Source organism: Geobacter sp. (genome assembly GCF_027327745.1).
Lineage (GTDB): Bacteria > Desulfobacterota > Desulfuromonadia > Geobacterales > Geobacteraceae > Geobacter.
Genome location: NZ_DAHVYG010000004.1, coordinates 1 through 14,001, shown reverse-complemented (window position 1 = coordinate 14,001; position 14,001 = coordinate 1). Strand labels below are relative to the sequence as shown.

Sequence of the window (14,001 nt, the reverse complement as noted above, 5' to 3'; positions counted from 1 at the left end):
TTGCCGAGATAAAAATCGGCGAGATGTAAGACGTTGGATATGAGAAGTCAAGACAAGAGCTGTTACTTCTTACATCTCACGCCTCGCGTCTTTCCAACGAGTTTCTCGGTGGCTATGCCGAGGGGGTCACACCCGTTCCCTTCCCGAACACGGAAGTTAAGCCCCTCAGGGCCGATGGTACTGCGCGGGCAGCTGCGTGGGAGAGTAGGTCGCCGCCGGGAGTTTTATCCGCAAAAAGCCCCCCCTGTATTTCAGGGGGGGCTTTTTGCGCTCCTGCCCTGCTCGCTTATCACTGAATTCGGAATGCAAAAAAGGTGGCCCCTGCTATGGGACCACCTTTTTTGATCTAGGCGTGCTAAAGCCCGCCCCGTTCGAAATCATGAGGGACCGGTTCCGGCCCACTCTTGTATAGAATTACATTAACCCGGTCCCGATGCCGGCCGAACTCGAAGACGAGGTTCTGCTCGTACGCAATCTGGGCAACCGGTTCCAGTTGCCCTACGTCCCGAAGCCTGAAGAGGACGCGGTTCCCCTTGCCGAGATGATCGAGGAAGCTCGGGGAAATCTCGAACTCAATCAGCCCCCATTCCCGCGTCAGGTCTACAACACCCATGTCCGCTCCATTAACGGAACTTTCGCTCAGAATGAATCGCCGGGGGAGAAATGCACCTTCGCCGGTGCTCGCCTTCGCAGGTTCTACATCTGGCGACTCCAGGGGGGTGGCGGTGATCACCATGCCTGCCGCCACAGTGGCATTGCTGAACCGATCGATGAGGATAAAACTGCCGGTTTCACGGTTCTGGCGATAGGGATCGAATGCCACCGCACGGTCCAGTTCCAGGCGGACGACGCCGATGCCGTTGAGCCCTAGCGTCGGCACCTGCCTCTGTTCCAGGGTGTTGACGTCCACCGCGTACTGGACGCGGGTGACCCGGCCGGGGGTCACGGCGGTGGCGGTCTTGACGAGGTAGACCTGCCCCGGTACCAGGGGGGTGTCATGGAGCCAGACCAGGTGGGCCTCCGGGTGGCGGGAGAGACGCGGCGGCGCATCGGTTGCCGTCAGCATGTCGCCCCGGCTGATGTCGATCTCGTCGGTGAGGGTCAGGGTCACCGCCTGGCCGGCCACCGCCTCCGGCAGGTCGCCGCCCATGGTGACGATCCGTGCCACCCGGCTGGTGCGTCCGGAGGCGGCGACCCGCACCTCATCCCCCGGCCGGACGGTGCCGGCGGCGATGGTGCCGCAGAAGCCGCGGAAATCGAGGTGGGGACGGTTCACCCACTGCACCGGCAGCCGGAACGGCTCTGTCGCGCGCTCCTCGGCGACCTGTACGGTCTCCAGGTAGCTCATGAGGGTGGGGCCCTGGTACCAAGGGGTGTTGCTGCTCACCTCGATGACGTTGTCGCCGTTCAGGGCCGAGATGGGGATGGCGGTGATGGAGGCGAACCGGAGGGGAGCCGCAAACTCCTCGTAGTCGCGCACGATGGAGGCGAACCGTCCCTCGTCGAAGTCGATGAGGTCCATCTTGTTCACCGCGAGGACCACGTGGCGGATCCCCACGAGGGAGACCAGGTAGCTGTGGCGCCGCGTCTGCGTCAGGAGCCCCTTGCGTGCGTCCACGAGGATCACCGCCACCTGGGCGGTGGAGGCGCCGGTGACCATGTTGCGGGTGTACTGCTCGTGGCCGGGGGTGTCGGCGACGATAAACTTGCGCCGGTCGGTGGAGAAGAAGCGGTAGGCCACGTCGATGGTGATCCCCTGCTCCCGCTCCGCCTGCAGTCCGTCCAGCAGCAGGGCGTAGTCGATGGCGCCCCCCTGGGTGCCGACCTTTTTGCTGTCCGCCTCCAGGGCCGCCAGCTGGTCCTCGAAGATCATCTTGGAGTCCCAGAGAAGCCGCCCGATGAGGGTGCTTTTGCCGTCATCGACGCTGCCGCAGGTGATGAAACGGAGCAGCGACTTTTCTTCCTGGCTCTTGAGGTAGGCGAGGATATCCTTTTCGATCAGTTCAGATTGGTGTGCCATCAGAAGTACCCCTCCTGCTTCTTCTTCTCCATGGATCCCGCCTGGTCGTGGTCGATGAGCCGCCCCTGGCGCTCGGAGGTGCGGGTCAGGAGCATCTCCTGGATGATTTTGGGGAGGGTGTCGGCCGTCGATTCCACCGCCCCGGTGAGGGGGTAGCACCCGAGGGTGCGGAAGCGGACCGACTTGTACTGCACCGTCTCACCCGGCTTGAGTTCCAGGCGGTCGTCGTCCATCATGATCAGCATGCCGTCCCGCTCCACCACCGGCCGCACCGCTGCGTAGTAAAGCGGTACGATCGGAATATTCTCCAAGTGGATGTACTGCCAGACGTCCAGCTCGGTCCAGTTGGAGAGCGGGAAGACCCTGATGCTCTCCCCCGGCTTGATGCGGGTGTTGTAGATGTTCCAGAGCTCCGGGCGCTGGTTCTTGGGATCCCAGCGGTGGTTGGCGCAGCGGAAGGAGAATATCCGCTCCTTGGCCCGCGACTTTTCCTCGTCCCGGCGGGCACCGCCGAAGGCGGCGTCGAACCTGTACTTGTCCAGCGCCTGCTTCAGCCCCTCGGTCTTCATGATGTCGGTGTAGAGGGCCGAACCGTGGGTGAACGGGGAAATCCCCTCCCTCACCCCCTCCTCGTTCACATGGACGATCAGGTCGAAGCCGCATTCGGCCGCCATCCGGTCGCGGAACTGGATCATTTCGCGGAATTTCCAGGTGGTATCCACGTGCAGCAGGGGAAACGGCGGCGGCGCCGGGTAAAAGGCCTTGCGTGCCAGATGCAGCATGACCGCCGAATCCTTGCCGATGGAGTAAAGCATTACCGGGTTGGCAAATTCGGCCACCACCTCGCGGATGATGTGGATGCTTTCAGCTTCGAGCTGCTGCAGGTGGGTCAGGGTCGTTCTCATATCGTTATCCTCGTTAACGTTTGTGCCTTCGATCAGCGTCGGTGCAGGCCGCACTCCTTGTGCTCGGGGTTTTCCCACCACCAGCGGCCGGCCCGGGGATGCTCGCCGGCGGCCACCGGGCGGGTGCAAGGGGCGCAGCCGATTGACGGGTATCCCTGCTTGTGGAGGCGGTTGACCGGCAAACGGCGGCCGGTGGCGTACTCCCAAACCCGGGCTTCGCTCCATTCGAGGAGCGGGTTGATCTTGAGGATGCCGCCGTTCGCCCCATCGATTTCGAGGGGGGCAAGACCGGTCCGGGTCACGCTCTGTTCGCGCCGCAAGCCCGTTATCCAGCCGGCAAGGCCCCTGAGCGCCCTCCCGAGGGGCTCGACCTTGCGGATATGGCAGCACTCGTGCCGGTTTTCGAGCGACTCGCGGAAGGAGAAGAGCCCCTTTTCGCGTTCGAGCTTCTCGACCTGCTCGTGCCTGGGGAAGTACCACTCGATGGGAATGTGGTAGCGCTCAGTGATTGCTTCCGCCACCTCGTACGTCTCTTCGTGGAGCCGGCCGGTGTCGAGGGCGAAGATGCCGACCTCCAGGTCCAGTTCTTTTATCATGTCGATGATGACCACATCCTCCACGGAAAAGGAACAGGCGAGCTTCACCGCTCCTTGAGCCGCCCCGACTCCGGCCGCGAGGACCTGCTGTGGCGTGGCATCGGTGGGAAGAACCGGAAGATCCCGGCGAACCTGCTGAGACATTGTTGACTCCTTTGGAGCGGCCGAGCGTACTCGCCGCGTGTCAGATCGCAAGCCCGATGAGGGGCCAGACAAACCATGCCGAGGCCAGGAAAAGAAACCACGAAACCAGCATGATCGTGGCCCCCGGCGCGATGATATCCCGGCTCTTCAGGAAACCGGATGCATAGACGATGGCGGTGGCCGGCGTACCCATCGGGAGGCAGTAGGCAAGGCCGGCCGGAAGGGCAATGGCAAGGGTCATGACCCTGAGATCCATGCCGATTCCTTTTGCGAGGGTCATTCCGATCGGCATCAGGATGGCGACGACCGCCGCATGGCTGATGCATTCCGTGAGAAGGATCGAGACGAGGGAGATTGCGGCTACGACCGCAAACGGCGACGGCGTGAATATCCCGAGTCCCTTGTTGACGAGCCAGAGTGTGGCCCCTGACTTCTCCAGCGCGCTGGCCAGGGCGATGGAGCCGCCGTACATGAGAATTATCCCCCAGTTTACGTATTCCTCGATCATGCTCCAGGAAACGACCCGGAAGGCGAAGAGAGCGGCCGTGGCTAGAATCGCGATGGCGGCCAGGCCCGTTTCCCTGCCGAGCAGCATCCAGCAGCCGATGGTGACGACCATGACCATGGCGACGATCATTTCGCCGTAACTCATCCTGCCAGCCTCAAGCCGCTTGCGGTTCAGGAACCGGAGCCCCTCCTCGACGCTCTCGACATCGGGGGGAAAGAACCGGGCGAGCAGGAGAAAGCCGAGCAGGAGAAGCGGTGCCACGATGACGAGGGCTGCCAGGGTCCATTCGAAGAAGGTGAAATCGAGGCCGCTGCTCTCCCTGAGCATCCCGACCGCAAGGGGTGCCCTCGCCCCGCCGAGGAAGGTGGCGATGCCGCCGATGATGCATCCCCAGGCGATGGCCATGAAGAGGAGCTTGGCGTAGCGGCTCCTCATCTTTTCGAGCCCCAGGCTTTCGGTGATCTCAGTCACCACCGGAAACATCATGGCGGCCACGGCATGCTCGCTCATGCAGAAAGAGAGGATCGCGGAGAGGAGAAACACCGTAAATGCCAGCCGCTTCGGGGTCTTGCCAAACCGGGCTAGCATCGCCCGCGCAAGCCGTGCCGAGAGGCCGCTGCCGGTCATGGCAGCGGCAAGGATGAAGGCGCCGAGGATGAAGAAGACCGCCTCGTTCCCGAAGAGCGCATACGTCCTTTTCGCATCCATGATCCCGAGGAGCGGAATCAGGACCATGGAGAGAAGGGCGGTCACGGCGATGGGGAGGAGGCCGGACACCCAGAGGAAGACGGTGGCGCCGAAGAGAATGATGGCGTGGTAACCGGCGGGCGCCAGCCCTTGCGGCGGCGAAAGCCTGAAGAGGATGAGACAGGCGGCCGCCAGTCCGGCAAACACCTGGTAGCGGGCGGTCCGGTCGAGAAGGATCAACCAGAGGGGCCGCGTATCGATCTTCAGAGGCTTGTCGATAAGTTCCTGTGCCATCACAGCCCCGCCGATTCGAAAGATTCTTCAACCTGGCGGACGCGCAGCGTCCGGCGCAAATCTGCGGCCGCCACGAGCTGCCGGTCTCGAAGCCGGTCGATGAATCCGCGAAGTATCCCCTCCGCTCTGGCCATGACGAGAGGCGTTGTCAGGACGATGAACGGCTGCAGGGGAGCTATCGCCACCTTGTGTCGGCGCCACGCAGCAACAAAGTGCAGGAGGATGGTGCTAACGGCGTTTCCCTTATCTCCTGTGACCCGGGGGGAAACCTCCGGCAGGGGAACGATCCTGCGGGCGAGGAGATCGTCGATGACGGCGATCGCCTCGTCGGCCGGCCCATCCCCCACGGTAAGGGTGGACGCCACCGACCAGCGGGGGAATATCTCCCGGGCGTATTCGAGGGACGCGAGACGCTCTTGCCGCTCGCCTTCCTCCCCACCGACCCCGACAAAAGGGATGTCGATGATGTCGATGCCGGCGGCGTACGCCCGCTCCACCAGGGGAGGGGTGAGCGGATAGTCGACTCTTCCCACCAGGTGGGCTGTGAAGTTCTTCTTGATCAGGCGGGCAAGTTCTTCCCCGCGGGGGAAGGTGTCGGGAGGGCCGAACCTGAGATGAAAGAGCTCGGCCGGGCTTATGCAATGGCTCTCGAAGAGGGTCTCCAGGGACTGCTGGGGGGGAAGCTCCCCTCCTACCAGGAAGACGGTCCCCTCGCGGCGCAATTCCCTGGAAGCGGCGGGGGAGGCGAGACCGACCGGGAGATTCTGCAATTTCCGTTCATCCAAGATCACGTTGCGTCCCTCTCTCCGTGCGCTGCGTCTGTCGCCCCGGGGTGTGGCGGTTGTTTTGATTATCTTGGAACCGTTGATTGTATTTTGCTTAACACTATTGTTTTTGTCAAGAAATAAAATTCATCAAAAGTTTACTTATAAGTGTGGAAATATCGGCGCGGTATTGTCCGGCAAGCGTAGGGCGTGCACCGGATGCGGCGGGGATTTCTGGTGTGCTATCCGCAGGAGGGACAGGATGGGTTCTTCTTGAAAGGAACTTCGCGGAACCTGAGGGAGAGGGCGTTGTAGGTGAGCAGCCGCCCGGTCAGAAGGGTGCCGATGCCGAGGAGGTGCTTGATCGCCTCGGTGGCCTGGATGGTGCCGATCACTCCGGGGAGAACCCCCATGACCCCCGCCCGGGAACAGGCGATGGCTATCTCCTCGGTTTCGGGCTCCTCGGGGAAGAGGCAGCGGTAGCAGGGGGAGCTGCCGGGGATGACGGTCATGGTCTGGCCGTTAAAGCGAAGGATGCCGCCATGGGAAAAGGGGACTGCGGCCCGGACGCAGGTGTCGTTGATGAGGAATTTGGCGCTGAAGTTGTCGGTGGCGTCGATGACGAAGTCGTAGCCGGCAATGATCCCGGCGGCGTTAGCAGGGGTAACCCGCACGTTGTATGGGACAACCGTCACGTCGGGATTGATGGTCGTCATCTTCTCCCGTGCGGAGACGACCTTCGGGCGGTCGAGGTCGGCGGTGCAGTGGGCGATCTGCCGCTGGAGGTTGGAGAGTTCCACGCAGTCGGAGTCAACGATGCCGATGGTTCCGACTCCTGCCGCGGCAAGATAGAGGGCGACCGGCGAGCCGAGCCCCCCGGCGCCGATGATGAGGACCTTGGCGCGGAGGAGTTTCTCCTGCCCTGTAACTCCCACGTCATCCAGTATGATGTGCCGGGCGTAGCGTTCTTTCTGCGTTGGGGAGAGCATCTGCACTCCTTTGTTCCTGCTCGCGGGTCGAAAAAAAGCCCCGCCGGTCGGCGGGGCCTGGAGACGGAAAGAGGCGCGACTAGGCGGGCACCGCGTGTTCGATGGCCGGGGCGAGGAATGTCTTGATTTTCTTCAGCGCTCCCTCCTCGATCTGCCGCACTCGTTCGCGGGAGATGGAGAAGTGATCGGCGATTTCCTGGAGGGTGAGGGGGGCGTCGGCGGTCACCCGCTTTTCGATCACGAACCGCTCCTTCTCGTTGAGACGCTCCATCGCCTTCGCAACGTACCCCTTGAGCAGGGTCGCCTCTTCGTACTCCGCCAGCGATTCCTCCTGGTTTTGCCGTTCGTCAGCCAGCGTTTCCAGAAGCGTCATCCCCTCGCCGTCAGCCAGTTCCGCATCGAGCGAGCAGTCGCCCCGCATCCGCAGATCCATTTCGATCACCTCGGATTCCTTCACGTCCAGAGAGAGGGCGGTCGCTTCGGTATCGTCGGAGCCGGTGAGGCGCCGGATGGCATCCTTGGCCTGGCCGAGCTTGAAGAAGAGCTTCTTCTGGGCCTGGGTGGTGCCGATCTTGAGGAGGCTCCAGGCGGAGATGATGTAGTTCTGGATGTAGGCCCGGATCCACCAGACCGCGTAGGAGATCAGCCGGATTCCCTTGTAGGGGTTGAACTTGCGTACCGCCATCATCAGGCCGATGTTCCCCTCCTGAACCAGGTCGAGCATCTTCATGCCGTAGGACTTGTACTCGGCGGCAATCTTCACCACGAAGCGGAGGTTGGCGGTGATGAGGCGGTGGGCTGCCTCCAGGTCCTTCTCCTCGTAGAACTTTACGGCGTAGAGATGCTCCTCCTCGGGAGTGAGGATCGGGAATTTCCTGATCTCGGAAAGATAAAGGGCAAGACTGTCGGCAACAACGGGGAGAGCCATCGTCATGAATTGTTCGCCTCCTGTCACGGGTCTCTGATGAAATTAGCACTCCACTTGTGGGAGTGCTAACTCAATGTAGCAAGGGGTATGCTAAAAATCAAGTGGTTGGATGTTACTTTTGCGTGTAGTTCACCACCGTCATTTCGGGTCGTTTGGGGGCATAGGAGAAGACGATGCGGGTCTTGGCGTCTTCCCAGACGAAGGAAACGATGTGGGGGGCCTTGGAGTTGTCCATCGTCCCTTCGCCATAGGATTTGCGGTGCAGGGCGAGGAGTTTTTCGAGGCCGGTCTTTTTCACGTAGGCGCCGGCAAAGGATACCGACACCGCCTTGAGCTTTCCCTTGTCGAATCCGAACATCCGCTGCCGGATCTGTTTGTTCGGGTTCAGCTGCCGGTAGACCACCATCTGGCCCATGGTCCCCATCTCCCCCTTCGGGAATTGCTTCATTACCGCATGGGCGTCGGCCCCCCACGGGAGACCGGCGTAGCCGCCGAAGAGGGGAGCGGCCCCGGCAACGGATGCAATGAAAAGAAAAACGGCCAGAAAGAGGGTGGATATCGTCTTCATGGTGGCTCCTTGTGCGATGATGGGGGAAGGATAAGGGGAATGACTGGGGGTGTCAAGGCGAACAATGACGCGGTGGGAAAAACACCTTGCCCCCCGTGGGGGGGTGTGGTAGACAATGGGGAGTTTCCTATTCCGACGCACCGCGCCGTACAATGGAGGTTCCCGCAGATGGAGATCAGAATCGCGCCGCTCCCGGAGGAACGGAAAAAGCCCAAGTTTACCGACGAGTCCCGGCTCGGCTTCGGCAAGCTCTTTACCGACCGGATGCTCCTGGCCGAATGGAAGGCCGGGGAGGGGTGGGGCGACGCCCGTATCGAGCCCTATGCTCCCTTCGTCCTCGACCCGGCCTGTGCCGTATTCCACTACGCCCAGGAGATCTTCGAGGGGCTCAAGGCCTACAAGTGGGCCGACGGAACCATAGCCCTCTTCCGGCCTGAGATGAACGCGCGACGTTTCAACCACTCCGCCGACCGGATCTGTATGCCCGAGGTGCCGGAGGAGCTCTTCCTCGGCGGCATCGAGAAGCTCGTCTCCCTGGAGCGCGACTGGATCCCCACCTCTGAAGGGACCTCGCTCTACATCCGACCCGCCATGATCGCCGTGGAGCCGGTCCTCGGCGTCAAGCCCGCCGATCACTACTATTTCTTCGTCATTCTTTCGCCGGTTGGGGCCTATTACGCCGCCGGCTTCAACCCGATCAAGATCATGGTGGAGGACTACTACGTCCGTGCCGTCCCCGGCGGGACCGGCGAGGCGAAGACGGGGGGGAACTACGCCTCGTCCCTCAAGGCGGGGCTCGAAGCGAAGAAAAAGGGTTATGACCAGGTCCTCTGGCTCGACGGCGTCAACCGCCGCTACATCGAGGAAGTGGGGGCAATGAACATGCTTTTCGCCTATGGCAACACCCTCGTCACCTCTCCCCTCACCGGTACCATCCTGAACGGCGTGACCCGCGATTCCGTCCTGAAGCTGGCGGCAAGCCTCGGCTACACGATAGAAGAGCGCCCCATCGACGTGAACGATCTCCTCTCCGACATCCGCAGCGGCAAGGTGAGTGAGGCATTCGGAAGCGGCACCGCCGCCGTCATCAGCCCGGTCGGGACCTTTGCCTACAAAGGCGAGACTTACACGGTGGGAGACGGCGGCGTGGGGGCGATTACCCGCCGGCTTTACGACACCCTGACCGGCATCCAGACCGGCCGGGTCGCGGACACCTTCGGTTGGGTGCGCAAGATCGCCTGAACCAGGCCGGACAGTAGATAAAGAAAAGGAAGGGCGGCGCCGATGCCGCCTTTTCTTTTTCCTCCGTTTTTTGCTACCATGGCGATGTCGTCGGAGCCGGTGCCGGCTCCACATCCCGCAGGCCGGAGGCGCCATGAAACGGAACACCGAGCCCAACAAGCTCTGCAGCTCTTGCCGCCGCCACTGTAAGCAGCTGGCCACGGTCGTCATCTCTTCCTGCCCCCGTTACTATCCCGGCCCGAAGATCAAGCGGCAAAACTGGACCCAGCTCGAGTTCGACCTGCCGTCCGCACCCTGATCCTTCGTTCCGCCTTCCCCACCCCTCGTCTCCCTTCCTTGACATCACCCCGGGGCGTGCCTATGTTTTCCTTGGAACAGGAAAGGAGAACGTCCCATGATCAGACCCGAGAAGATGACCATAAAGAGCCAGGAGGCCCTCGCCTCGGCCCAGCAACTTGCCGCGAGCCAGGGAAACGGCGCCATCGAGCCGGAGCACCTGCTGGCGGCCATGCTGGAGCAGGAGGGGGGAATCGTCGGTCCTATTCTCCGAAAAGTGGGGGCGGCGCCGGAGAGGGTCCGGGAAGGCGTTGCAGCCCTTCTCAGGAAACTTCCCCAGGTGAGCGGGGCCACCGTCCAGACTTACCTTTCGCCTTCCCTGAACCGGATTCTCGACGCTGCCCAGCGGGAAGCCGACGCCATGAAGGACGAGTTCGTCTCCACCGAGCATCTCCTCCTCGGCTTCTTCGCCGAAAAGCAGGCAGGGGCGACCAGGCTTCTTCTCGATGCCGGCGCCACCCGGGAGACGGTGCTGGCGGCACTGCAGGAAATCCGAGGCGGCGAGCGGGTAACCGACCAGAGCCCCGAGGAGAAATACCAGGCCCTGGCCAAGTACGCCCGGGACCTGACCGACCTCGCCCGCCAGGGGAAACTCGATCCGGTCATCGGCCGTGACGACGAGATCCGGCGGGTGCTCCAGGTACTGTCGCGGCGGACCAAGAACAACCCGGTCCTGATCGGGGAGCCGGGGGTGGGGAAGACCGCCATCGTGGAGGGGCTCGCCCAGCGGATCGTCTCGGGGGATGTGCCGGAAACCCTTAAGGATAAGCGCCTCGTGGCCCTCGACATGGGGGCGCTCATCGCCGGCGCCAAGTACCGCGGCGAGTTCGAGGAGCGTCTCAAGGCGGTCATCAGGGAGGTGGCCAAGTCCGAGGGGAAGGTAATCCTCTTCATCGACGAGCTCCATACCCTGGTGGGGGCCGGCGCCGCCGAGGGGGCCATGGACGCCTCCAACATGTTGAAGCCGGCCTTGGCGCGGGGGGAGCTCCACTGCATCGGCGCCACGACCCTCAACGAGTATCGCAGGTACATCGAGAAGGACGCGGCCCTGGAGCGCCGGTTCCAGCAGGTTTACACCGGTGAGCCGAGCGTCGAGGACACCATCGCCATCCTGCGCGGGCTCAAGGAGAAGTATGAGAACTACCACGGCATCCGGATCAAGGACAGCGCCATCATCGCCGCCGCTACCCTCTCGGACCGCTACATCACCGACCGCTTCCTCCCCGACAAGGCGATCGACCTGATCGACGAGGCCGCATCGCGGCTACGGATCGAGATCGACTCCATGCCCACGGAGATCGACGAGGTGGAGCGACGGGTCATCCAGCTCGAGATCGAGAAGCAGGCTCTGTTGCGCGAGAGTCAGGACCCCCACGCCCGGGAGCGGTTGAAAAAACTGGCCGACGAACTGGAGGATCTGCGGGCCAAGTCCGCCGAACTCAAGGCCCACTGGCAGCGGGAGAAGGAGATCATCGGCCAGGTGAGCCTCCTCAGGCAGCGGCTTGAGGAGAAGAAGGAGGAGGCGAAGAAGGCCGAGCGGGAGGGGAACCTGGGACGGACGGCGGAGATCCGCTACGGCGAGATTCCGTCCATCGAGAAGGAGATTGCCGCAAAGAGCGCCGAGCTCGAGGAGGTCCGGAAGGAGGGGAAGATGCTCCCCGAGGAGGTGGACGGCGAGCTCGTGGCCGAGATCGTCTCCCGGTGGACCGGCATCCCGCTCTCCCGGATGATGGAGGGGGAGGCGGAGAAGCTCGTCCGCATGGAGGAGCGGCTCAAGAGCCGGGTGGTCGGCCAGGACGAGGCGCTGCTCCTCGTGGCCAATGCCATAAGACGGGCCCGCTCGGGCCTCTCCGACCCGAACCGCCCCATCGGCTCGTTTCTCTTCCTGGGTCCCACCGGGGTCGGCAAGACCGAAACCGCCCGGGCGCTGGCGGAGTTTCTCTTCAACGACGACCAGGCCATCGTCCGGATCGACATGAGCGAGTACCAGGAAAAGCATACGGTGGCCCGGCTCATAGGCGCTCCTCCCGGCTACGTCGGCTACGAGGAGGGGGGGCAGCTCACCGAGGCGGTCCGCCGCCGGCCGTACAGCATCGTCCTCTTCGACGAAATCGAGAAGGCCCACCCCGAAGTTTTCAACGTCCTGCTGCAGGTGCTCGACGACGGCCGGCTCACCGACGGGCAGGGGCGGACCGTGGACTTCCGCAACACGGTCATCATCATGACGAGCAACCTCGGCTCCCAGTGGATCCAGCAGTATGGCAGCAGCGACTACGCCCGGATGAAGGTGATGGTCACCGAGACCCTGCGGGAGGGATTCAAGCCCGAGTTCCTCAACCGGATCGACGAGGTGGTGATCTACCATGCCTTGCCGCTGGAACGGATCAAGGAGATCGTCGAGATCCAGATCCGGGGCCTGATGAAGCGTCTCGAAGAACGCCATCTTGCCTTCGAGATCACCGACAATGCCCGGGCCTACCTGGCCCAGGAGGGGTACGATCCCGCCTACGGTGCCCGCCCCCTTAAACGGACCATTCAGCGCAAGATCCAGGATCCGCTGGCCCTCCTGCTTCTCGAAGGTCGTTTCCGGGAGGGGGACACGGTTCGGGTCGATCTCTCGGTGGGGGGGGACAGTCTCGTCATCAAGAAAAAATAGCCATCCCCGGGAGTGGGAACTACGGAGCGGGCCGTCCGGAAGGGGGCCCGCTTTTTTCTTTCGCGGTGCGCCGAAAGGATCTAGGATTACGCGATCACGGCGGGAGGAATCATGAAGCGAAACTTTATTCTCATTGCCACGGTTGCCTGGCTGCTTTCCGTAACGTTTGCCAAAGGGGGGGAAGCCGCCTCTGCCGGGGGTGGTGTGAACCGCCAGCCCCGGGAGGAATACTCGTCGCTGCGCGACAGTCTCGTGACCCGGTTCGGTGCCCGGACACCGGTCGGGTGGGGAGAGAGCGTTCCGGGGGTCAGGACGAGGCTGAAAACCGGCGAGAAGGTTATGGCCCTCACGTTCGATGCCTGCGGCAGTCCGCGGGGGAAGGGGTTCGATGCCGCCCTGATCGGTTTTCTGGAACGGAAGCGCATCCCTGCCACCATTTTTGTAAGCGGGCTCTGGATCGAGGCCAATCCCGAGTTGTTCAGACAGTTGGCGGCCAATCCGCTCTTCGAGATCGCCAACCATGGAGACCGGCACCGCCCTGCATCGGTCTCGGGGAAAAAGGCTTACGGCATTGCCGGAACCCGCGATGTGGGTGAACTGGTCGACGAGATCGAGAAAAACGCGCGGCGGATCGAGGAGATTTCGGGGAGGCGCCCGGCGTTCTATCGCTCCGGCACCGCCTACTACGACGAGGTGGCAGTGGAGGTGGCGGCGGCCCTCGGTCACCAGGTGGCGGGTTTTTCGCTCCTCGGTGACGCCGGCGCCACCTTCAGCGCCGACCAGGTTCGGACCGCCCTCCTGAAGGCCCGCCCGGGAGACATTGCCATCCTGCATATGAACCACCCCGAATCGGGGACTGCCTCCGGGGTGCTGGCCGCCATTCCCATCCTCCGCTCCCGGGGGTTCCGGTTCGTGCGGCTCTCGGAGTTGCCGCTGGAGTAAGTCAATAGGATGTGTGCCGCAAATGGGGTAGCCGATTGCCCGCATGAGGTTACGGATGGGTCGGTACTCCGGTGAGATTTATGGAAAGTCTCATCAATACGGAGGCTTACGAGTGGAGACACGCCTGGCACGGTCTCTGCTAAAAGCAGATGCCAGATGCGTTGCATCACACACCAAAAGGGGAGGATCCCGAAATGAAGAAAGTTCTTTCGTCCGTTGTTGCTGTCCTCGTCGCCGTATCGTTCGCCGGCATCGTCTGTGCCGCTGAGCCCGCCATGGAAGCTGCTCCGGCTGCTCCCGCCGCCGGCGAAATGAAGAAGGAAGAGAAGAAGCCGGTCAAGAAGCACAAGAAGCACAAGAAGGTGAAGAAGGCTGCAAAGAAGGCAATGAAGAAGGAAGAAGCCAAGCCTGCCGAGGCTCCG

General features: G+C 62.6%; 13 protein-coding genes and 1 rRNA gene. 6 read left to right on the top strand and 8 right to left on the bottom strand.

Going from position 1 to position 14,001, the window contains the following annotated elements:
- Nucleotides 1-104: 104 nt before the first annotated feature.
- A 5S ribosomal RNA gene (gene rrf, locus M6689_RS00880) occupies nt 105-221 on the top strand.
- Between the two features lie 134 nt (nt 222-355).
- Here rrf and cysN read toward each other — a convergent pair.
- The 8 genes from cysN to M6689_RS00840 all read right to left on the bottom strand — a co-directional run bounded on the left by cysN (nt 356) and on the right by M6689_RS00840 (nt 8,403).
- Nucleotides 356-2,020 (bottom strand): sulfate adenylyltransferase subunit CysN, encoded by a 1,665-nt coding sequence (gene cysN, locus M6689_RS00875; protein ID WP_298266727.1) that lies wholly within the window; start codon nt 2,018-2,020, stop codon nt 356-358.
- The gene (gene cysD / locus M6689_RS00870) at nt 2,020-2,958 is read right to left on the bottom strand and encodes a sulfate adenylyltransferase subunit CysD (protein WP_298266729.1); all 939 of its coding nucleotides are present in this window, start codon (nt 2,956-2,958) and stop codon (nt 2,020-2,022) included. The genes cysN and cysD overlap by 1 nt, the downstream gene beginning before the upstream one ends.
- On the bottom strand, nt 2,958-3,665 hold the full coding sequence (locus M6689_RS00865; protein ID WP_298266725.1) for a phosphoadenylyl-sulfate reductase: 708 nt from the start codon (nt 3,663-3,665) through the stop codon (nt 2,958-2,960). The genes cysD and M6689_RS00865 overlap by 1 nt, the downstream gene beginning before the upstream one ends.
- Nucleotides 3,666-3,705: 40 nt before the next feature.
- Nucleotides 3,706-5,154: a DASS family sodium-coupled anion symporter gene (locus tag M6689_RS00860; RefSeq protein WP_298266723.1), complete on the bottom strand. Its 1,449-nt coding sequence runs from the start codon at nt 5,152-5,154 to the stop codon at nt 3,706-3,708.
- Nucleotides 5,154-5,945, bottom strand: a complete 792-nt coding sequence (locus M6689_RS00855; RefSeq protein ID WP_298266721.1) for a hypothetical protein — start codon at nt 5,943-5,945, stop codon at nt 5,154-5,156. Before M6689_RS00855 ends, M6689_RS00860 begins: the two co-directional genes overlap by 1 nt.
- Nucleotides 5,946-6,160: 215 nt before the next feature.
- Nucleotides 6,161-6,907: a HesA/MoeB/ThiF family protein gene (locus tag M6689_RS00850; RefSeq protein ID WP_298266719.1), complete on the bottom strand. Its 747-nt coding sequence runs from the start codon at nt 6,905-6,907 to the stop codon at nt 6,161-6,163.
- A 79-nt stretch (nt 6,908-6,986) separates the two neighbouring features.
- On the bottom strand, nt 6,987-7,841 hold the full coding sequence (gene rpoH / locus M6689_RS00845) for an RNA polymerase sigma factor RpoH (RefSeq protein ID WP_298266717.1): 855 nt from the start codon (nt 7,839-7,841) through the stop codon (nt 6,987-6,989).
- A gap of 106 nt (nt 7,842-7,947) precedes the next feature.
- Entirely contained in the window at nt 7,948-8,403 is a 456-nt protein-coding gene (locus M6689_RS00840; protein ID WP_298266715.1) for a hypothetical protein, read from the bottom strand.
- A gap of 168 nt (nt 8,404-8,571) precedes the next feature.
- Here M6689_RS00840 and M6689_RS00835 point away from each other — a divergent pair, with 168 nt between their 5' ends.
- The 5 genes from M6689_RS00835 to M6689_RS00815 all read left to right on the top strand — a co-directional run.
- Nucleotides 8,572-9,645 carry a branched-chain amino acid aminotransferase gene (locus M6689_RS00835; RefSeq protein WP_298266713.1) on the top strand — a complete coding sequence of 358 codons (1,074 nt, stop codon included), beginning with the start codon at nt 8,572-8,574 and terminating at the stop codon, nt 9,643-9,645.
- Nucleotides 9,646-9,778: 133 nt separating this feature from the next.
- On the top strand, nt 9,779-9,943 hold the full coding sequence (locus M6689_RS00830; RefSeq protein WP_298266711.1) for a hypothetical protein: 165 nt from the start codon (nt 9,779-9,781) through the stop codon (nt 9,941-9,943).
- A gap of 96 nt (nt 9,944-10,039) precedes the next feature.
- Nucleotides 10,040-12,637 (top strand): ATP-dependent chaperone ClpB, encoded by a 2,598-nt coding sequence (gene clpB, locus M6689_RS00825; RefSeq protein ID WP_298266709.1) that lies wholly within the window; start codon nt 10,040-10,042, stop codon nt 12,635-12,637.
- Between the two features lie 111 nt (nt 12,638-12,748).
- Nucleotides 12,749-13,579 (top strand): polysaccharide deacetylase family protein, encoded by an 831-nt coding sequence (locus tag M6689_RS00820; RefSeq protein WP_298266707.1) that lies wholly within the window; start codon nt 12,749-12,751, stop codon nt 13,577-13,579.
- Nucleotides 13,580-13,773: 194 nt separating this feature from the next.
- The coding region (locus M6689_RS00815; RefSeq protein ID WP_298266705.1) for a hypothetical protein at nt 13,774-14,001 on the top strand (228 nt) is incomplete at its 3' end.